Source organism: Cupriavidus sp. H39 (assembly GCF_050271075.1).
Lineage (GTDB): Bacteria > Pseudomonadota > Gammaproteobacteria > Burkholderiales > Burkholderiaceae > Cupriavidus > Cupriavidus necator_B.
Genome location: NZ_CP189846.1, coordinates 1,403,925 through 1,424,290, shown reverse-complemented (window position 1 = coordinate 1,424,290; position 20,366 = coordinate 1,403,925). Strand labels below are relative to the sequence as shown.

16 protein-coding genes and 1 pseudogene are annotated in these 20,366 nt (G+C 66.5%); 8 read left to right on the top strand and 9 right to left on the bottom strand.

All coding sequences use genetic code 11. The features are described from left to right. The 8 genes from ACOCMH_RS06860 (at window position 1) to ACOCMH_RS06825 (ending at window position 8,523) form a co-directional block, all read left to right on the top strand. Window positions 1–1,254 (top strand): CaiB/BaiF CoA transferase family protein, encoded by a 1,254-nt coding sequence (locus tag ACOCMH_RS06860; RefSeq protein WP_427306149.1) that lies wholly within the window; start codon window positions 1–3, stop codon window positions 1,252–1,254. Beyond that, window positions 1,247–2,014, top strand: a complete 768-nt coding sequence (locus ACOCMH_RS06855) for an enoyl-CoA hydratase/isomerase family protein (RefSeq protein WP_427306148.1) — start codon at window positions 1,247–1,249, stop codon at window positions 2,012–2,014. The genes ACOCMH_RS06860 and ACOCMH_RS06855 overlap by 8 nt, the downstream gene beginning before the upstream one ends. A gap of 10 nt (window positions 2,015–2,024) precedes the next feature. Further along, window positions 2,025–3,815, top strand: a complete 1,791-nt coding sequence (locus ACOCMH_RS06850) for an acyclic terpene utilization AtuA family protein (protein WP_427308389.1) — start codon at window positions 2,025–2,027, stop codon at window positions 3,813–3,815. Then, window positions 3,812–4,627, top strand: a complete 816-nt coding sequence (locus ACOCMH_RS06845) for a GntR family transcriptional regulator (RefSeq protein WP_427306147.1) — start codon at window positions 3,812–3,814, stop codon at window positions 4,625–4,627. The genes ACOCMH_RS06850 and ACOCMH_RS06845 overlap by 4 nt, the downstream gene beginning before the upstream one ends. A 39-nt stretch (window positions 4,628–4,666) precedes the next feature. Continuing rightward, window positions 4,667–5,428, top strand: coding sequence for a cupin domain-containing protein (locus ACOCMH_RS06840; RefSeq protein ID WP_427306146.1), 762 nt, complete (start codon window positions 4,667–4,669; stop codon window positions 5,426–5,428). 53 nt (window positions 5,429–5,481) lie between these two features. Then, window positions 5,482–6,474, top strand: a complete 993-nt coding sequence (locus tag ACOCMH_RS06835; protein WP_427306145.1) for a Bug family tripartite tricarboxylate transporter substrate binding protein — start codon at window positions 5,482–5,484, stop codon at window positions 6,472–6,474. A 369-nt stretch (window positions 6,475–6,843) separates the two neighbouring features. Next, window positions 6,844–7,821 (top strand): Dyp-type peroxidase, encoded by a 978-nt coding sequence (locus ACOCMH_RS06830; protein ID WP_427306144.1) that lies wholly within the window; start codon window positions 6,844–6,846, stop codon window positions 7,819–7,821. Between the two features lie 51 nt (window positions 7,822–7,872). Then, entirely contained in the window at window positions 7,873–8,523 is a 651-nt protein-coding gene (locus ACOCMH_RS06825) for a DUF1345 domain-containing protein (RefSeq protein WP_427306143.1), read from the top strand. A gap of 88 nt (window positions 8,524–8,611) precedes the next feature. On the opposite strand, the gene ACOCMH_RS06820 is transcribed toward ACOCMH_RS06825, so the two are convergent. The 9 genes and pseudogenes from ACOCMH_RS06820 to ACOCMH_RS06780 form a co-directional block, all read right to left on the bottom strand. Beyond that, window positions 8,612–8,809 (bottom strand): hypothetical protein, encoded by a 198-nt coding sequence (locus ACOCMH_RS06820; protein WP_427306142.1) that lies wholly within the window; start codon window positions 8,807–8,809, stop codon window positions 8,612–8,614. Between the two features lie 59 nt (window positions 8,810–8,868). Beyond that, on the bottom strand, window positions 8,869–11,640 hold the full coding sequence (locus tag ACOCMH_RS06815; protein WP_427306141.1) for an AAA family ATPase: 2,772 nt from the start codon (window positions 11,638–11,640) through the stop codon (window positions 8,869–8,871). Between the two features lie 112 nt (window positions 11,641–11,752). Then, complete coding sequence (locus tag ACOCMH_RS06810; RefSeq protein ID WP_427306140.1) at window positions 11,753–14,026, bottom strand: FdhF/YdeP family oxidoreductase; 2,274 nt, start codon at window positions 14,024–14,026, stop codon at window positions 11,753–11,755. A 105-nt stretch (window positions 14,027–14,131) separates the two neighbouring features. After that, complete coding sequence (gene fba / locus ACOCMH_RS06805) at window positions 14,132–15,169, bottom strand: class II fructose-bisphosphate aldolase (RefSeq protein ID WP_427306139.1); 1,038 nt, start codon at window positions 15,167–15,169, stop codon at window positions 14,132–14,134. 38 nt (window positions 15,170–15,207) lie between these two features. After that, on the bottom strand, window positions 15,208–16,446 hold the full coding sequence (locus tag ACOCMH_RS06800; protein WP_427306138.1) for a phosphoglycerate kinase: 1,239 nt from the start codon (window positions 16,444–16,446) through the stop codon (window positions 15,208–15,210). Between the two features lie 9 nt (window positions 16,447–16,455). Continuing rightward, window positions 16,456–16,596 (bottom strand): annotated as a pseudogene (locus ACOCMH_RS06795) (erythrose-4-phosphate dehydrogenase); the annotation flags it as partial. A 143-nt stretch (window positions 16,597–16,739) separates the two neighbouring features. Further along, window positions 16,740–17,435 carry a phosphoglycolate phosphatase gene (gene gph, locus ACOCMH_RS06790; RefSeq protein ID WP_427308388.1) on the bottom strand — a complete coding sequence of 232 codons (696 nt, stop codon included), beginning with the start codon at window positions 17,433–17,435 and terminating at the stop codon, window positions 16,740–16,742. Further along, window positions 17,435–19,459 carry a transketolase gene (tkt, locus tag ACOCMH_RS06785; protein ID WP_427306137.1) on the bottom strand — a complete coding sequence of 675 codons (2,025 nt, stop codon included), beginning with the start codon at window positions 19,457–19,459 and terminating at the stop codon, window positions 17,435–17,437. Before tkt ends, gph begins: the two co-directional genes overlap by 1 nt. 28 nt (window positions 19,460–19,487) lie before the next feature. Beyond that, on the bottom strand, window positions 19,488–20,366 hold the full coding sequence (locus ACOCMH_RS06780; RefSeq protein WP_427306136.1) for a phosphoribulokinase: 879 nt from the start codon (window positions 20,364–20,366) through the stop codon (window positions 19,488–19,490).

Sequence of the window (20,366 nt, the reverse complement as noted above, 5' to 3'; positions counted from 1 at the left end):
ATGAAGACAGAGCAGACAACGGGGCCGCTGGCCGGCGTGAAAGTGATTGACATCACGTCAGTCTTCATGGGGCCCTCGGCCACCCAGATGCTGGCTGACCTGGGCGCCGACGTGATCAAGGTCGAGGCGCCGGGCGGAGACAGTACGCGCGGCATAGGTCCCTGCGGCGATGAAAAGCTGGGGCCGCTCTTCCTTGGCCTGAACCGCAACAAGCGCAGCATCGTGCTTGACCTGAAAGCGCCCGAGGGGCGTGAGGCCCTGCTCTGCCTGGTGCGGGATGCTGACGTGCTGGCCTACAACGTGCGCCCGCAGGCCATGCAGCGGCTGGGGCTGGACTATGAAACGCTGTCGGCCATCAATCCGCGCCTGGTCTATGTCGGCATGTTCGGCTTTTCGCAGCGCGGACGCTACGCGCCCCAGGCTGCCTTCGATGACCTGATCCAGGCCGCGACCGGCCTGCCCGTGGCCGTTTCGCTGGGCAGCGGCGACAGCCCCCGATATCTGCCGATCACCATCGCGGATCGCTCGGTCGGACTCTACGCTTTCGGCGTAATCTGTGCCGCCCTGTATTCGCGCACGAGCACCGGCAAGGGCCAGCGCGTCGATGTCCCCATGTTCGAGACCATGGTTCCCTATGTGATGGGAGACCACCTGTATGGCGAGACCTTCGTCCCGGCAAAGGGCGGCTTCGGCTATCCGCGCCTGCTTTCGCCGGAGCGGCGCCCGTACCGGACGAAGGACGGACATGTCTGCTGCCTGATCTATCACGATCATCATTGGCGGGCCTTCCTCGAGGTCATTGGCAAGCCGGACCTGTACGACACCGATCCGCGCCTCGCCAACATCAACACCCGCACCGCCAACATCACCGACCTGTATGCCATGGTCAGCGACGAAATGGCCAAGCGCACCACCGACGAATGGCGCACCCTGCTCAAGGACGCCGATGTGCCGGTCTTTCCGATGCACACGTTCGAGTCGCTGCTGGACGATCCCCATTTGCAGGACATCGGTTTCTTCAGCGAATCAGACCACCCGGCCGTCGGGCGTATCCGGGAGATGGCGGTGCCCAGCGAATGGCATGGCACCCCGCCGACCAGCCGACGCCATGCGCCCGCCCTGGGTGAGCACAGCCGCGAGATCCTGCGTGAGGCCGGCTACGACGACGACGCCATCGATACGCTGTTCGCGTCAGGCATCTCCAGGGATGGGTCACAAGCGCAACGCACCGAAGGAGAAACCCCGCATGAATGATGAACTGCTGAGCGAGGTCCGGGACGCAGCACTCTACCTGACCATCAACCGGCCGGAGCGCCGCAATGCCATCACGCCGGGGGTGCTGCAGGGACTTCGCGACGGCCTCCTGCGCGCCAACCGCGATGCCGACATCCGCGCCGTGGTCATTACCGGAACGGGCGAACAGGCGTTCTGCGCCGGCGCCGATCTGCAGACCGGCAAATCCTTTGCCTTCGATTACGCCGAGCCCTACCTGGGGATGGCGGACCTTTTCCGCTGTGCCAGGCAGTCAACGGTGCCGCTGATCGCCCGTGTCAATGGCACCTGCATGGCGGGCGGCATGGGGCTGATGGCGATGTGCGATCTGGCAATAGCCAGCGAAGGCGCCCGCTTCGGCCTGCCGGAGGTCAAGCTGGGCTTGTTCCCGGCGCAGGTCCTGAGCGTGCTGCAGCACCTGGTGCCACGTCGCACGCTCACCGAAATGTGCCTGTGCGGCGACCCACTGTCCGCGAGGCAAGCGCTGGCCGCGGGGCTCATCAACGATGTCAGCGACGATCTCGACGCCCGACTGGACTTGCTGCTGACCCGCCTGCGGAACAATTCGCCCGCCGCCATCCGTCGGGGGCTGTACACGGTCAAACATATGGAAACCATGTCGTTCGAGCAGTCCATGGCGTTCACCGAAAGCCAGATCGGGCTGTTTGCACTGACCGAGGACGCGCGCGAAGGCCAGCTGGCATTCCGCGAGAAGCGCCAGCCCATGTGGACTGGCAGATAGGGAGATGGGAATGGACGCGAAAACGGTACGCATTGGCGGGGCTTCGGGCTTCTGGGGCGACAGCAGCGTCGGCGCGCCACAGCTTGTGCGCCACGGCGATATCGATTACCTGGTGTTCGACTACCTGGCCGAACTGACCATGTCGATTCTGGCCGCAGCCCGATTGCGCAAGCCGGAACTGGGTTACGCCACCGATTTCGTGACGGTGACAATGAAGACCCTGCTCGGAGAGATCGCCGCGCGCGGGATCCGCGTGGTCAGCAATGCCGGCGGCATGAACCCGCACGGGTGTGCGCAGGCCATTGCCGCGCTGGCGGCGGAACAGGGCCTGACGCTGCGCATCGCCGTGGTGGAAGGCGATGACGTGATGCCCCTGCTTCCCCAGCTGCGCGAAGCCGGCGTGCAAGACATGCAGAAAGGCCGCCCGTTGCCAGAAAAGGTGGTCAGCGCCAATGCGTATCTGGGTGCCTTGCCGATCAAACAAGCGCTGGATCGGGGCGCCCAGATCGTCATCACCGGACGCTGCGTGGACAGTGCCGTGACACTCGGCGTGCTGATGCACGAGTTCGGCTGGCAGGCGGACGACTATGATCGCCTGGCGCAAGGCAGCCTGGCCGGCCACATCATCGAATGTGGGTGCCAGGCAACGGGCGGCCTGCATACCGACTGGGAAAGCGTTCCGGACTGGCACAACATCGGCTATCCGGTGGTCGAGTGCCGTGCCGACGGCACCTTCCTTGTTGGCAAGCCGCCCGCCACCGGGGGACTGGTCAATACCGCCACGGTCGGCGAGCAGGTACTGTATGAGATCGGCGACCCGGCCACCTACCTGCTGCCAGATGTCACCTGCGATTTCACGCAGGTAACCCTTCGGCAAGCCGCACCAGACCTGGTCGAAGTCAGCGGCGCACGCGGGCGGGCCCCAGGCAATGCCTATAAGGTCTGTGCCACCTATGTCGAGGGCTTTCGCTGCAACGCGCAGCTTTCCATCGTCGGCGTCGACGCGGTCGCCAAGGCGGAACGTACGGCGCAGGCGATCCTTGTCCGCACGCGCCAACTCTTCGCGGAGAACGGCTGGGGAGACTACAGTCGCACCCGGATCGAGGTGCTGGGCGCTGAGTCCTGCTTTGGGCCACATGCTGCCGTCCGGCATACCCGCGAGGCGGTGATGCGGCTGGCGGTCATGCATCCGGAGAAGGCGGCGCTGGAATTGTTCGCGCGTGAAATTGCCGCGGCGGGTACCAGTTGGGCGCCTGGCACGACTGGCTCAAGTGGTGGGCGCTCCAGTCCCTCGCCGTCGATCCGCCAGTATGCGTTCCTGCTCGACAAGAGCGCCCTGAGCCCGGTGGTGGTGGTGGACGGTGTACGCAGCGGCGTGACCATTCCTTTGGGTGAGCCTTCAGCACCGGTCGCGCCTGCGGCGCCTGCAGTCGCTGAACAGACGGACACTGGGCCTGCGGGACACGATACCGTCGAAGTTCCGTTGATACGGCTGGCCTATGGCCGCAGCGGCGACAAGGGGGATACCTCCAACATCGGGCTGATTGCGCGCCGACCGGTGTATTTGCCCGTGCTGCGGGCCCAAGTGACAGTGGACCGTGTGGCTGACTGGCTTGGGCACCTGGTCAACGGGCCGGTGACCCGCTACGACCTGCCCGGCTTCGACGCCATGAACTTTGTCTGCGACTCGGCCCTCGATGGCGGTGGCATGGCGTCGCTGCGCAATGATCCCCTTGGCAAGGGGATGGCGCAAATCCTGCTGACCATGCCGGTGCGCGTGCCACGGGAGCTGGTGTCGTGACGTGGAACGCTAGCAACGCCCCTGCCAACGAGGTCGTCCCCCTCGCCGACGACGGCACCGGCGGCGTGACGCGATACCGGCAGCTCGCCAGCATCATCCGGCACAAGATCATTTCTGGCGAGTACCCGGTGGGCATGCAACTGCCCACCGTGGACGACCTGGCGCAGATCTACGGGATCGCCAAGGTTACCGTGCGCCAGGCCTTCGCGGTGCTGACGGAAGAGGGCTTGGTCAGCAGCCAGCGCGGTCGTGGCACCCACGTCATCAAGCAGCCCTCGGCACCCGGAGAAGGGCTGCGCTCGGCCATCAATGACGAATCGGCCCACGGCGACGAGTTGGAGATCCGCATCCTCGAAATGCGCAAGGGCGTGGCGTTGCGGCCGGGGCTGGCCCGGCGCGGCACGCCGCTGGACAGCTATGTGATGGTGCGCAAGCTGCATGTGCACGGCGGCACGCCGTTCTGCCTGATCGAAATGTACGTGGCCTCGTCGGTGTTTGCCCGCTTTCCGCGCGGCGGCGAAAAGCACCACAAGCTCGTTCATTTGCTGCGCCAGGTTGAAGGCGATCGCCTTGGCATGATGCAGCAGACCATGACGGTCGAGCCGGCCGACTATATCCTGGCACGCGAACTCGCCTATGGGTTCGGGGCGCCAATCGCCAGGATCGTCCGATCGACGCTGGACGTCGACGGCAATGTGCTCATGGCAGGGCAGTTCTGGTATCGCGGCGACCGCTTCATCCTGGATGTGGAGATGCCGGCCAAGCTGACCGAGCACTACCCGGCGCTCGCCATCCCCGACAGCCGCCGCTGAGCGCGACAGATTTCACCATTCGATAGAGGAGACATCGGCATGACATCACCCTTTGTACGGAGGGCCACCGATGTGGCCGCTTATGCGCCGGCCAACCACACCGGAACGGCGAACCAGCGCATCATCGGCAAGGAGACTGTCGGTGCGCGCCGGCTCGAGGTCCTGCTCGGCACGATTTCGCGGGGCCACGGCGCGTTGCCGCATGCACACCCAGGCCTGGAACAGGCGTCGTTGCTGCTAGCCGGCGAGGGTCTCGGCGAACTACCCGGCAAGCAGCGCATCTTGCGCGCAGGGGACTGGAGCTTCAATGCGGCCGGCGTCTTCCATCGCTTCGAGGTCATCAGCGACGAACCGGTACAGGTGATGGTGGTCTACGCACCACCGTATAGCGAAAACCCGAACGCAGCAGTGCTTGCAAGCGGCCCGGACGACCCGCGCCTTCAGGCGGGTGCCGCCGAAGTCCGCGACGTTCCTTCCAGCACCGAAGGGATCGAGCTGCCACACTACCGTGGCGCCCTCGTCAGACCGGTCATCACACGCCAGACCGTCGACTCCCGGTTTCTCGACATCTACACGGTAGACCTTGATCCAGATGGCAGCGCGGAGCCGCACAGGCTTGGCGAGACCGAGCAGGTCCTCTTCGTGCGCAGCGGCACGATCCACGGGCGCATTAATGGAGAGGGCTTCGCCGCCGGGACCGGGGAGTGGGTCTACGTCCCCGACGGCGCGGAGCTCAGTCTTGACCCGGCAGGCGGCACGCGCGAGCTGATTGTCATTCGCGCACACGATCCGCTGTCCTGACCAAGCTCTGCCAAATAACTCAATCCGGAACCCGAGATGCGGGAGGAGACAAGATGTTCCAGCGATTTTCCCGGCGACGCATGCTCGCCATGGTATCCGGCCTGACGGTTGCCTGCGCGGCATCGCAACTGGTGTGGGCCGCTGGCCCGAACGAATACCCGGGCAAACCTGTCCGTGTCGTGGTGCCGTTTCCCGCAGGCAGTGGCACGGACAATACGGCGCGCTACATCGCGCAGACCATCACTGCACAAACCGGCCAGTCTGTCGTCGTGGAAAACCGTCCCGGTGCCAACGGGTTCATCGCAGCGACGGCGGTCGCAACAGCGCCCGCCGATGGCTACACGATGCTCATTACGACAAATACCACCCACGCGGCCAATGCGTCCCTGTTCAAGAAGCTACCCTATGATCCCATCAAGGACTTCGCGCCGGTGTCGTTGATCGCCAAAAGTGGATTGGTCCTGGTGGTGCCGTCGGACAGCCCGGTGCAGAAGGTGTCCGACCTGACCACATTGGCAAAAAGCCGGCAAGGCAAGATGACCTTTTCCAGCGGCAGCTCCTCCACGCGGGTGGCCAGCGAGCTCTACAAGATGATGAGCGGCACACCGGCACTGCATGTGCCCTACAAGGGCGTGCCGCAAGCATTGACCGACTTGATGGGGCACCAGGTGGATTTCATGATTTCGGACATCAATCCGGCCCTGCCCCTGATCCAGAACGGCAAGCTGCGCGCGGTCGCCGTGACCACGTCCGAGCGCCATCCCTTGCTTGGCAAAGTGCCGACCATGGCCGAAAGCGGTCTGCCAGCGTATGAAATGACGGCCTGGGTTGCCGCTTTTTTCCCTGCCAATACGCCAAAGCCGGTCGTCGCGCGCATGAGCCAGCTGATTGAAAAAGGGCTGACGAGTCCGGCGGCTACCGAACACTTCAGCCGGACAGGAGGCCAACCCTCCCCATCGACGCCAGAAGAGCTGGCGGGGTTCGTGCGCAGCGAGACCGCGAAATGGGCAAAGGTGATCAAAGCCGCCGGCATCGAGCCGGAATGACTTTGTCAATGGCGGCCCGGATGCGGAGTTTGGCATTGGAGGTCCGGACACGGGCAGGTCAACAGGCGCGGGCCCGGACCATCCTGTCAGCCGTGGTTCGCTGTGCCCCAAGGGCGCGGGGCTGCTCAACATTGTCCATTCGAAAAACCGTCTGCTGTATCCGGAATACCGCGCGTACCGGGTTCAACCCGTTCGCCTTGCCGGGATGAGACGGCGCGCGCATGCAGACCGTATCAGTTGCGGGCCGAATTCTGCCCGGCCATGCGGCAAGAGGGCTCGAGAGAGGCCCGGCAGTTCGTGTACTCTTACGCGTGGAATGCTCTCCCGTTTGCGCGCAAACGGATTGGCCCGAACAACACACCGAACCCCATGCCCACCCGCCTCCCCGAATCCCAGGCTGTTTCAAGTGCCGTCACCCGCAGCGCGATCTTCCTCGTGGCGACGCTTGCCGATGGCGACGACCACGCCGACACCGTGCGCGCATGGTGTGCCGACATTGCCGCGGTGGTGCGCGCCGTCGGCCATCGCGTGCCGGACGGCAACCTGTCCTGTGTCTGCGGCTTCGGTTCGCAGGCCTGGGACCGGCTCTTCGGCGCGCCCCGTCCCGCCGCCCTGCATCCGTTCCGCGAGTTCGGCGCCGGTGCGCGCATGGCCCCGGCAACGCCGGGCGACCTGCTGTTGCACATCCGCGCCGAATCGATGGATCTTTGCTTCGAGCTTGCCACGCAACTGCTCGGCAAGCTGGGGGACGCGGTCCGGGTTGTCGACGAGGTGCACGGCTTTCGCAACTTTGACATGCGCGCGATGATCGGTTTTGTCGATGGCACCGAGAATCCGACCGGCAGCGAAGCCGTCAGCTTCACGGTGATCGGCGAGGAAGACGCAGGGTTCGCAGGCGGCAGCTATGTCATCGTGCAGAAGTACCTGCACGACATGGCCGGATGGAACGCCCTGCCGGTCGAGGCCCAGGAACTGATCATCGGGCGCAAGAAGTTGTCGGACATTGAACTGGACGACCGTGTCAAGCCGTCGAACTCGCACAGCTCGCTGACCACGCTCGACGAGAACGGGCAGGAAGTGAAGATCCTGCGCAACAACATGATGTTTGGCCGCCCCGGTGCGGGGGAGTTCGGCACCTACTTCATCGCGTACGCCCGTTCGCCGGCACCGATCGAACAGATGCTCGAGAACATGTTCGTGGGCCGGCCGCCCGGCAACTACGACCGGCTGCTCGACTTCAGCCGGGCCGTCACCGGCGGCCTGTTCTTCGTTCCGTCGGCCGACCTGCTCGAAGCGCTGGCGGAGCGCAGCGGGCCTGCCGATGGCGCTTCCCGCGCATCAGCGTAACCGTGCCGCACACCCAAGGTGCCTTGCCGCAACGCGCATCCGCGTCGCCATATGACCTCTTCCGCTGAAACCGGCATCGGCGGGCGCATCGCGCCGCCACGCTTCCTGCTGTGCGGCGCCCTGCTGCTGGTCGCGACGGCCACCGCGTGGGCGCTTGGCGCGGAAGCGCGCATCGCGCTGCTGATTGGCTTCGACCTCGCCGCGCTGGTGTTCCTCGGCGCCGCGCTGCCGCTGTTGCGGGCCGATCCCGCGGCGATGCGGCGCACGGCGGAACGCAACGATGCCAACCGCGCGGCGCTGCTCACGATCTCGGTGCTGCTGTCGCTGGTGATCCTGTTCGCGATCGGCACGCTGATCGCGCGTCCAGAGACGCCACATTGGGTCGATGTCGTGCTGATCGTGACCACCCTCGCCCTCGCGTGGCTGTTCGCCAACACCGTTTTCACGCTGCACTATGCCCATCTGTACTACCTGCAGTGCGCCAGCGGCGACCGCGGTGGCCTGGAGGTGCCGGGTGTGCGCGAGCCCGACTACTGGGACTTCCTCTACTTCAGTCTCACGCTGGGCATGACCTTCCAGACTTCCGACGTCACCATCACCGGCGCCCATATGCGCAAGGTGGTGCTGGGCCACTGCTTTGCCGCGTTCCTCTTCAACATGGGGATCCTGGCCTTCACCGTCAACGCGCTGGGCGGCTTGTAAAGGCAAGGCCGCCGCTGGCGCTGTTTGCCGGGGCATCTGCCGTGCGGCCGCGATCCCTCTCGCGCAATCGCGGCCGCGCATGGCGGGATTACCCGCCCAGTTCCTGGAAGGCGTGGCCGTTGGCCTCCAGTCCTTTCAAGGCCTCGCGTGGCAGATCGGTCTCGGGGACGGTCCCTTCAAGCTGCCATTGCCTTGCATCGGCGAGATCAGGAAGCCCGGCGCCCTTGCGCACATAGAGTCCCAGCGTCGGTTTCTGTGGATTGATGTAAAAGTCGAACTCCTGCATTTTTGAACCCTCCTGCATAGCCTTGCCTGCACCGTTGCCTGCGCGCCTGCCAGGCGCGCTCACGCCGCGGCGTCACCGGCGGCAACGGCGCCATCCGCCTTCCTGGGCGAAGCGGCCCTGGCCGCCTTGCCGGCCTTGGGCTTGCCCACCGCTTCAAGCTTCCTGAACGTCGCCACGCCGCTGTCCTTGTCATAGCCCACCTCGACACGGTCGCCGGATGCCAGCTTGTAGCCCAGGATCTCCCGCGCCAGCGTGGTCTCGACCTGCTGACGGATCTGGCGCCGCAGCTCGCGCGCACCGAACTCCGGCTGGTAGCCCGCCTCCACCAGATGCTCGACCAGCGCCGCATCGAAGGTCACCGTAATGTCCTGCGCCGCGGCGGTGCGAGCCACGCGCTCGAGCTGGATCTGCACGATGGCGCGGATGTTCTCGCGCGAGAGCGCATGGAACACGATGATGTCGTCGGTCCGATTGAGGAACTCCGGGCGGAAGTGCCCCTTCAGCACTTTCATCAGCGCCTCGCGCAAGGCCTTGTCATCCATGCGCGTCGCCTCAGGCTTGCCGAGGTTGTCCATGATGATCGGCGCGCCCAGGTTGCTGGTGGCAATGATGACCGTGTTGCTGAAGTCGACCACGCGGCCCTTGCCGTCGGTCAGGCGGCCGTCGTCAAACACCTGCAGCAGCACGTTGTACACGTCGGGGTGGGCCTTTTCGATCTCGTCCAGCAGGATCACGCTGTAGGGCTTGCGCCGGACCCTCTCGGTGAGCTGCCCGCCTTCGTCGTAGCCGACATAGCCCGGCGGCGCGCCAATCAGGCGTGCCACCGCGTGGCGCTCCATGTACTCGGACATGTCGATGCGGATGATGGCCTGCTCGTCGCCGAATACGGTTTCCGCCAGCGCCTTGGCCAGTTCGGTCTTGCCCACGCCAGTGGGGCCGAGGAAAAGAAAGGTCGCGATCGGCCGGTGGGCCTGGCCCAGTCCCGCGCGCGACAGGCGCACTGCATCGCTCACCGCCACCACCGCGTCCTCCTGCCCCACCACGCGCTCGCGCAGCCGCGCCTCCATCTGCAGCAGCTTCTGGCGCTCCGCCTGGGTGAGGTCGGTCACCGGGATGCCGGTCAGGCGCGACACCACCTCGGCAATCGCCGCGACCGTAACCTCCAGCGTTTCCGAGCCGGTCTTGCGCTGCCAGGCCTCGGTCTGCTCATCGAGCTGCTTTTGCTTGCCGGTGATACGGTCCTCGAAGGCCTTGGCCTCGTCAAAGCGCTTGCGCGACGCGGCATAGTCCTGCTCGCGCCTGAGCTGGGCAATCTCCGCCTCCAGTTCCTGGATCTCGGCGGGCCGGGAAGTCGCGCCGATGCGCACGCGCGCCGCGGCCTGGTCGATCAGGTCGATGGCCTTGTCCGGCAGGAAGCGCGAGGTGATGTAGCGGTCCGACATTTCCGCCGCGGCGACAAAGGCATCGTCGGCAAAGGTGACCTGGTGGTGCGCCTCGAGCTTGTCGCGCAGCCCGCGCAGGATCACGATGGTCTGCTCCACGGTAGGCTCCGGCACCAGCACCGGCTGGAAACGCCGCTCCAGCGCAGCGTCCTTCTCGATGTACTTCTGGTACTCGTTCAGCGTGGTCGCGCCGATCAGGCTCAGTTCGCCGCGCGCCAGCGCGGGCTTGAGCACGTTGGCAATGTCGAGGCCGCCCTCGCCCCCGCCCTGCCCCGCACCGACGATGGTGTGCAGCTCGTCGATGAACAGGATCAGTTCCTCGTGCTTGGCGGTGACTTCATCGATCAGCTGCTTGGCACGCTCCTCAAACTCGCCCCGGTACTTCGCCCCCGCCACCATGGCATTGAGGTTGACCTCGACCAGGCGCTTGCCGCGCAGCACTTCCGGCACGTCGCCGTTGACGATGCGCTGCGCCAGCCCCTCGACGATCGCGGTCTTGCCCACGCCGGGCTCGCCGATCAGCACCGGGTTGTTCTTTTTGCGCCGCGCCAGCACCTCGATCGTGCTCTCGATCTCCTGCGCACGGCCCAGCACCGGATCGAGCTTGCCCTGCCGCGCGATCGCGGTCAGGTCGCGGCCGAACTTGTCCAGCGTGGGCGTGCCGGTCGGCGTGTCGACGCGGCCATCCTCCGCGCCCTTGCCCACCACCTTCACCACCTTCTGGCGCAGCGCCTCGGGCGTGACGCCATATTTCTTCAGCAGCGTCCCGGCGATGCTGTCTGGTACTGACGCAAGCCCGATCAGCAAATGCTCCGGGCCAACGTAAGAATGACCCAGGTCTCGGGACGCCTGGAACGCGTACTGGAACGCCTTTTTCAGGCGGGGCGAGATCGTCATCCGGTCGATCGCCCCATCCGGCTCGGCGCTGCCGGTTTTTGCATGCGCGTCGATATAGCCGCGCAGGTCCTGTGGCGAGAGCTTGAGCTCCTTGAGCAGCGCCACGCAGACATCGGTATCGGACAGCACATAGAGCAGGTGCTCGGTGTCCAGTTCATTGCGCCGCAGCTCATGGGCCTTCTCCGCCGCGCGCTGCAGCAACGCCAGCGTCTGTTCGCTGAAGGCATCGGTCACGTCGACGGATTCGCGCGGCACTTCGGCCGCGAACCCACCCTGCGCATTGTCGTCGGCCTCATCCCCGAGGCCGCCGAAGAAGCGGGACAAGCCGCCCGCGCCGAGCAGCGAATCGAACGGATTGAGCATGTCCTGGTGGCGCAGCAGCTGCCGGTAGTCGTAATCGCAGATCGACATGGACTTGCGCTGGCCGTCCTGCACCACGGTGACGCGCGCCACGGCAGGACGCGCATTGCAGATTTCACATAGGGTCGGCATGATGGACTTTCCTCCACAGGTAGGTCGCGTTCAGCGTCAACGGAAGGCCGTGGCACGCCGCCGGTACGGCTTGCCACGGCGCCTGGCATCAAAGGAGCAACATGGCCCGCGCTTACGTCACCGCCGAGCGCACCACGCGCACTGGCACGGATTTATAGGAAGGCGTGCCGCTGTCCTCATCAATGTAGTCGAGCGGCACCAGCTTGTTGGCCTCCGGGTAGTAGGCGGCGACCGAACCCGGTGCGATCTCGTACTCGATCGCCGTCAGTTTGTCGAAACGCAGCTGCCGGCCCACCACGATGGTCTCGATATCGACCAGGTCGCCGTGTTCCAGGCCGCGCGCAGCCAGGTCTGCCGCGTTCATGAACAGCACATCACGGCGCCCGAACACGCCCCGGTAGCGGTCATCCATGGCATAGATGGTGGTGTTGTACTGGTCATGGCTGCGGATCGTCACCAGACGCAGCACATCGTCGGCATGGATCTGCTTGTCTTCGTGGAGCCCCTTGAACACGTAGAACTCCGCCTTGCCCGACGGCGTTTCCCATTTGCGTTCGGTGGGCGGCAACGGCATGCGGAATCCGCCAGGCACGCGCACGCGCGTGTTGAAGTCCTCGAAGCCCGGCACCGTTTTTTCGATCAGGTCGCGAATCCTGTCGTAGTCGGCAACCAGTTCGAGCCATGGCACTTTGCTGTCCGGCAGGGTTGCGGTGGCAATACCCGCAACGATGGCCGGCTCGGAGCGCAGCAACCCGGATGCCGGCGCCAGCTTGCCGGCCGAGGCATGCACCATCGACATCGAATCCTCCACCGTCACCGCTTGCGGCCCGGTTTCCTGCACGTCCAGTTCGGTGCGGCCAAGGCAGGGCAGCAGATAGGTTTCCCGGGCCACCAGCAGGTGCGTGCGATTGAGCTTGGTGCCGACATGGACGCTCAGGTCGAGCTTTCCCATGGCGGGGAAACACTGGTCCGGGTCGGGCAATGCGACCGCGAAGTTTCCCCCCAGGCAGAACAGCGCCCTGGCGGTGCCATCGATCATCGCCTGCATCGCCCTGACGGCATCGTGCCCGTGCGCGCCCGGCGGGCTGAAGCCGAAGGTGTCGGCAAGCCGCTGCAGGAAATCCGCCGAGGGCTTCTCGGTAATGCCGACGGTCCGGTTCCCCTGCACATTGGAGTGCCCGCGCAAGGGACAGATGCCGGCACCGGGCTTGCCAAAGTTGCCGCGCAGCATCAGCAGGTCGCACAGCAGGCGGACATTGGCCGTGCCTTCGTTGTGCTGCGTCACGCCCATGCCATAGGTGACGATGGTGGCATTCGACTTGGCATAGGCCGCCGCGACGCGTTCGAGGTCGGCACGCGCGAGCCCGCTGGTCTTTTCGATATCCGCCCATTCGGTCGCGGCCAGGTCCTCCGCCAGTGCTTCGAAGCCCTCGGTGTGGACGGCAATGAAGTCATGGTCCAGCACGTTGCCCTGGCTGGCCTCGAGGTCGAGCAGCGCTTTCATGATCCCCTTGATGGCGGCGGCGTCACCTCCGGCCCGCACCAGGAAGTACGACGACGCGATCCGGGTAGAGCCATAGGTGGCCATCTCCAGCATGTTCTGCGGGTCGGCGAAGCGCTCGAGCGCGCGTTCGCGCAGCGGGTTGAACACCAGGATCGGCACGTTGCGCCGCGACGCCTCGTGCAGCGTTCCCATCATGCGGGGATGGTTGGTGCCGGGGTTGTGCCCGATCGAGAGGATCAGCTCGCAGCGGTCAAAGTCGTCCAGCGACACGGTGCCCTTGCCGATGCCGATCGAGCGTGGCAGGCCGACGCTGGTCGGCTCGTGGCACATGTTCGAGCAATCGGGGAAATTGTTGGTGCCGTACTCCCGCGCGAACAACTGGTACAGGTATGCGGCCTCGTTGGAGGCGCGGCCTGACGTATAGAACTCGACCTGGTCCGGCGACAGCCCGCGCAGGATTTCGCCGATGCGGGCGAACGCGGCTTCCCATGCCACCGCCCGGAACGTGTCGGTGGCGCGATCGTAGACCATGGGATGGGTCAGGCGGCCGAAGTCTTCAAGCTCGTAGTCGGTCCGGTTCAGCAGCGACGACACCGTGTTGGCCGCAAAGAACTCTGGCGGCACGCGTTTGGTCGTGGCCTCCCAGGTCACGGCCTTGGCGCCGTTCTCGCAGAACTGGAAGGTCGACTTGTGCTCCTTGTCCGGCCACGCGCAGCCGGGGCAATCGAAGCCATCGGGCTGGTTGGTCCGCATCAGGGTGATCGGGGCCCTGACCGTGTCCATCTGCGTGCGGATCGCAGTGGCGGTCGCCTTCAGCGCTCCCCACCCTCCGGCGGGGCCGTCGTATTTGCGGATGCCGGGTACGTCGCGTAGCTTGGCCATGATGGCTCCTTGTGCCGCCCGTCAGGGGGTGGCGTTGATCACTGCTGGTTGCGCGCTGGAGGTTTGCACCCCTCTCCCGCGCGCGGGAGAGGGGTGCGCAAGTGGCTAGCGATAAAGCCTCGCCATCCTTTCCATCCCAACCGGCTTGATCCGTGCCGCCTGCCCGGCGCAGCCGAAGGCCTCGAAGCGCAGCTTCACCACGCCCTTCGCGCCCTGCTTGGCGGCCAGCCATGCCTTGCGCGGATCGAACTCGCTGCGGTCGTCGGACAGCGCCTTGCGGATGGCGCCGGTCATGGCCAGGCGGATGTCGGTGTCGATATTCACCTTGCGCACGCCGTTCCGGATGCCGCGCAGGATCTCCTCGACCGGGACCCCGTAGGTCTCCTTGATGTCGCCGCCGTACTGGCGGATGATTTCCAGCCATTCCTGTGGCACCGAGCTGGAGCCGTGCATCACGAGGTGGGTGTCGGGGATCTGTTCATGGATCTCGCGGATGCGGTCCATCGCCAGGATGTCGCCGGTGGGCTGGCGCGAGAACTTGTAGGCGCCATGGCTGGTGCCGATGGCAATGGCGAGCGCGTCCACGCCGGTGCGGGCGACGAAGTCGCGCGCCTGCGCCGGGTCGGTCAGCATCATCTCGTGCGACAGCGTGCCCGCCGCACCCACGCCGTCCTCTTCGCCGGCCAGGCCGGTCTCGAGCGAGCCCAGGCAGCCCAGTTCGCCCTCCACCGACACGCCCACGGCATGCGCCATCTCGCACACGCGCCGGGTGACGTCGACGTTGTAGTCGTAGTCGGCGGGGGTCTTCATGTCCTCGCGCAGCGAGCCGTCCATCATCACGCTGGTGAAGCCCGAGCGGATCGACGCCTGGCACACCGCGGGGCTGGCGCCGTGGTCCTGGTGCAGCACGATGGGAAGATCCGGATGGGTCTCGGCGGCGGCCAGCACCATATGCCGCAGATAGGCCTCGCCCGCATACTTGCGGGCACCGGCCGAGGCCTGCAGGATCACGGGGCTATCGGTTTCCTCCGCCGCTTCCATGATCGCGTGGATCTGTTCCAGGTTGTTGACGTTGAAAGCCGGCACGCCGTAGCCGAACTCTCCCGCGTGGTCCAGTAGCTGGCGCAGGGATATGAGTGCCATGATGAGTCTCCTTTGCTTGATGCGGAATCGGTAAGCGATCAGGCGGCCGCGCGCTGCGCCAGCACGGCCAGTGCCGGCAGCGTCTTGCCTTCCAGGAACTCCAGGAACGCGCCGCCGCCGGTGGAGATGTAGTCCACGCGGTCGGCGATGCCGTACCTGGCGATGGCGGCCAGCGTGTCGCCGCCGCCGGCGATCGAGAAGGCCTTCGATGCGGCGATGGTCTCGGCCAGCACCCTGGTGCCGTTGCCGAACTGGTCGAACTCGAACACGCCGACCGGGCCGTTCCAGACGATGGTGCCGGCGGCCTTGAGCTGCCCGGCCAGCATCGCGGCGGTCCTTGGGCCGAGGTCGAGGATCATGTCGTCGTCGGCGACGTCCCTGACGTCCTTGACCGTGGCAGCGGCGGTCGCGCTGAATGCCTTGGCGCAGACCACGTCGACGGGAATCGGCACCGAGGCGCCGCGCCCGGCCATGATGTCGATGATGGCCCTGGCATCGCCGACCAGGTCGGGCTCGGCCAGCGACCTGCCGATCTTCAGGCCGGCGGCCAGCATGAAGGTGTTGGCGATGCCGCCACCGACGACCAGGTGGTCGACCTTGTCGGCCAGCGACTTCAGGATGGTCAGCTTGGTCGAGACCTTGGAGCCGGCAACGATCGCCACCAGCGGGCGCGCCGGCTGGCCCAGCGCCTTGCCCAGCGCATCGATCTCGGCGGCCAGCAGCGGGCCGGCGCAGGCGAACGGCGCGTACCTGGCGATGCCGTGGGTGGTGGCTTCGGCGCGGTGCGCGGTGCCGAAGGCGTCGTTGACGTACACATCGCACAAGCGGGCCATCTTCTGGGCCAGTTCGTCGCTGTTCTTCTTCTCGCCCGGGTTCATGCGGCAGTTTTCCAGCAGCACCACCTGGCCGGGCGGGACCTGGAAGCCGCCTTCGATCCAGCCGGACAGCAGCGGCACCTGGCGGCTCAGCAGTGCCGACAGGCGGCGCCCCACCGGCGCCAGGCTATAGCGCGGGTCGGGCTGCCCTTCCGCGGGCCGGCCCAGGTGCGAAGTGACCATCACCGCGGCGCCCGCCTGCAGGCAGGCCGCGATGGCGGGCACGGAAGCGCGGATACGGGTGTCGTCGGTGATCTGCCCGGCGGCGTCCTGCGGGACGTTGAGGTCGGCGCGGATGAAGACGCGCTTGCCAGCCAGCCCGCCCGTGGCGAGCAGCGCGGCCAGCGTGTGCGGCGCCGTGGATTGCGGTTGCGCGTGCGCAGCATGGGATTCGCTCATCATGGCCTCCGGCTAGCGCGCATCGGCCAGCGCCACCGCGGTATCCAGCATGCGGTTGGAGAAGCCCCATTCGTTGTCATACCAGGCCGAGACCCTGACCAGCGTGCCGTTGACCTTGGTCAGGGTGGCGTCGAAGGTGGACGAGGCCGGGTGCCGCTTGCCGCTTTCATAGTGGGCGCGCAGCACATTGCGGCCGATGCGGCCATAGCCATTGATGGCTACCTTGATAGTCATGCTATCTCCATCTCGTTGTCTTGATGTCCTTTGCGCCGGGCGGGTCGCGCGCCGGCGCAAGCTCAGGCGGCTGGCGCCAGCCGTGCCGGCGCCAGCAGCGCCGGCAATGCCTCCAGCGAATCGATCAGGGCATCGGCGCCCAGCGCCGCCGGGCCGCCGGGTCCGGCGTAGCCGTAGCGCACCAGGCACACCGGCATGCCGGCCGCGCGTGCCGCCTGCACGTCCACCGGTGAATCGCCCACCAGCACGGCCTGCGCGGCATCGACATCGAGCAGGCGGCAGGCATGGCGCAGCGGTTCGGGGTCCGGCTTCATCTGTGCAATCGAATCGCCGGCGACCAGCACTTCCAGGTGTGCGGCCAGGCCGGTCATGGCAAGCAGCGGCACCGCCAGCGCGCGCGGCTTGTTGGTTACGCACGCAAGGCGGTAGCCGTCGCGCCTGAGCGCATCCAGGCCAGCCTCAACGCCGGGGAACACGGTGCCGAGGCGGCCGTTGGTGTCGGCATAGTGGCGATGGAACAGCGCCATGGCGTCGGCGGCGTCCACGCGCTTGGCCAGGTGCGCGGTCTCGAGCACGCGCCGCACCAGGTTGGGCACGCCGCGGCCGATAAATCCGGCCACGGTGGCGAACGGCAGCGGCGGGCTGCCGAGATCGGCCAGCATGCGGCTGGCGGCGCCGACGATGTCCGGCGCGCTGTCGACCAGCGTGCCGTCGAGGTCGATCAGCACCGCGGCGCAGGGCATGGAAACGGTAGCCATCATGCGTCCTCCAGCACGTCCAGCGCCGCCGCCGCGACATGGGCCGGGGTCAGGCCGAAGTGCTGGTACAGCGCCTCGGCGGGTGCCGACTCGCCAAAGGTGTCGAGGCCCAGCGCAACCCCGCGCTCGCCCACCACGCCGCGCCAGAACCAGGTGCCGCCGGCCTCCACGCTGACGCGCGGCAACTCCGGCGGCAGCACCGTGTCGCGGTACGCGGCGTCCTGTGCGTAGAAGAGCTCGACGCAGGGCATCGACACCACGCGCGCGGCGGCGCCGGCAGCATCCAGCTGCGCGGCCGCGCGCATGGCGATTTCCACCTCGGAGCCGGTCGCGACCAGCACCACGCGCGGCGCCGCCGCATCGCGCAGCACGTAGCCGCCGCGCGCAATCGCGTCGCGCCGGGCCGCATCGCGCTCGAACGGCGTCAGCGCCTGGCGCGACAGCACCAGGCAGGTGGGGCCGTCCGCGCGCCGCAGCGCGGCCAGCCACGCGTAGGCGGTTTCGGCGCCGTCGCACGGGCGCCAGATCCGGTTGTTCGGAATCAGGCGCAGGCTGGCGGCATGCTCCACCGGCTGGTGCGTGGGCCCGTCCTCGCCCAGGCCGATGGAATCGTGGGTCAGCACGTGAACCACGCGCAGGCGCATCAGCGCCGCCATGCGGATGGCGTTGCGCGAATAGTCCGAGAAGGTCATGAAGGTACCGCCGTAAGGAATCAGCCCGCCGTGCAGTGCCACGCCGTTCATGACCGCCGCCATGCCGAACTCGCGCACGCCGTAGCTCACGTAGTTGCCGTGGCCGGCATGATTGACCCAGACCGAGGCCTTGACGTTGGTCAGGTTGGAGCCGGTCAGGTCGGCCGAGCCGCCCAGCAGCTCGGGCAAGGCGGGCGTCAGCGCCTCCAGGCACAGCTGCGAGGCCTTGCGCGTGGCGATCTTGCCTTGCAGCGGCGAAGGTGCGTCCGGTTGCGCGCCAAGCTGCGCGAGCAGTGCCGCGTCGAAGCCGTTTGGCAGCCCGCCCTGGACCCGGCGCAGGAACTCCGCGGCCAGCTCGGGGTGCGCCGCGCAATAGCCGGCGAAGCGTGCCTCCCATTCGGCCTCGCGCGCGGCGCCTTGCGCGCGCGCATCCCAGGCGGCGGCGACATCGGGCGGCACCGTGAACGGTGCGGCTTCCCAGCCGAGGGTGGCGCGCATCGCGGCGATTTCGGCCGCGCCCAGCGGGGCGCCGTGCACGTCATGGCCGCCGGCCTTGGCCGGCGCGCCCTGGCCGATGACGGTGCGGCAGCAAATCAGCGTGGGCCGGTCGCGCTCGGCCTTCGCTGCATGCAGCGCGGTGTCGATGGCATGTGCGTCATGTCCGTCGACGCCTGCGATCACATGCCAGCCGTAGGCCGCAAAGCGCTGCGGGGTGTCATCGGCAAACCACCCGGCGACATCCCCGTCGATGGAGATGCCGTTATCGTCGTACAGGCAGATCAGCTTGCCCAGCCGGAGCGTGCCCGCCAGCGAGCAGGCCTCGTGGCTGAGCCCTTCCATCAGGCAGCCGTCGCCAAGGAACACATAGGTGTGGTGGTCGACGATGTCGAAGCCCGGCCGGTTGAAGGTGGCGGCCAGCAGCTTCTCCGCCAGCGCCATGCCGACCGCATTGGCCAGGCCCTGGCCCAGCGGCCCGGTGGTAGTTTCCACGCCCGGCGTCACGCCGGTCTCCGGATGACCCGGCGTGGCCGCATGCAGCTGGCGGAACTGGCGCAGCTGCGCCATCGGCAAATCGTAGCCGGTCAGGTGCAGCAGCGCGTACTGCAGCATGGAAGCGTGACCGTTGGACAGCACGAAGCGGTCGCGGTCCGGCCAGGCCGGGTTGACGGGGTTGTGGCGCAGGTGGCGGCGCCACAGGACTTCGGCCATCTCGGCCATGCCCATCGGTGCGCCGGGATGGCCGGATTTGGCCTGTTCCACCGCGTCGGCGGCCAGGAAGCGCAGGGCGTTGGCACAGCGCGCTGCGGAGTCGATGCGTTCGGGGGCGTTCATCAGGAGTGTCCTCGCAAACGGCAATGGGTCACAGCGCGGCGCGCTTGCGGCGCTCCATCATGCGCAGCACAAAGGGCGTGAAGATCAGCTGCATCGCCAGTTCCATCTTGCCGCCGGGCACCACGATGGTGTTGGCGCGCGACATGAACGAGTCGTGGATCATGCTCAGCAGGTACTGGAAGTCGATCCCCTTGGGGTTGGCAAAGCGGATCACCACCATGCTTTCGTCGGGCGCGGGAATCTCGCGCGCGATAAAGGGGTTCGAGGTGTCCACGCACGGCACCCGCTGAAAGTTCACATGCGTGCGCGAGAACTGCGGGCAGATGTAGTTCACGTAGTCCGGCATGCGGCGCAGGATGGTGTCGGTCACGGCCTCGGTCGAATAGCCGCGCTGCTTCTTGTCGCGCCACAGCTTCTGGATCCACTCCAGGTTGATGACCGGCACCACGCCGATCAGCAGGTTGGGATACCGCGCGATATTGACCTCGTCGGTGACCACGCCGCCGTGCAAACCCTCGTAGAACAGCAGGTCGGTATCGGCCGGCAACGGCACCCACTGGGTGAAGGTGCCGGGCTCCTGGCCGAACGGCGCCGCTTCCTCCGGGCTGTGCAGGTAATGCCGGTGCATCCCCGTGCCGGCTTCCGAGTAAGAACGGAACAGCCCTTCGAGCTCGCTGAACAGGTTGTTTTCCTCGCCGAAATGGCTGAAGTTCATGTTGCCGGTGCGCTCGGCCTCGGCCATCTTGAGCTTCATCTCGGCACGGTCGTAGCGGTGGAAGCTGTCGCCTTCGATCACCACCGACTTCACGCCCTCGCGGCGGAAGATGTTTTCGAAGGTACGGGTCACCGAGGTGGTGCCGGCACCGGAAGAGCCAGTGATGGCGATGATGGGATAACGTTCTGACAT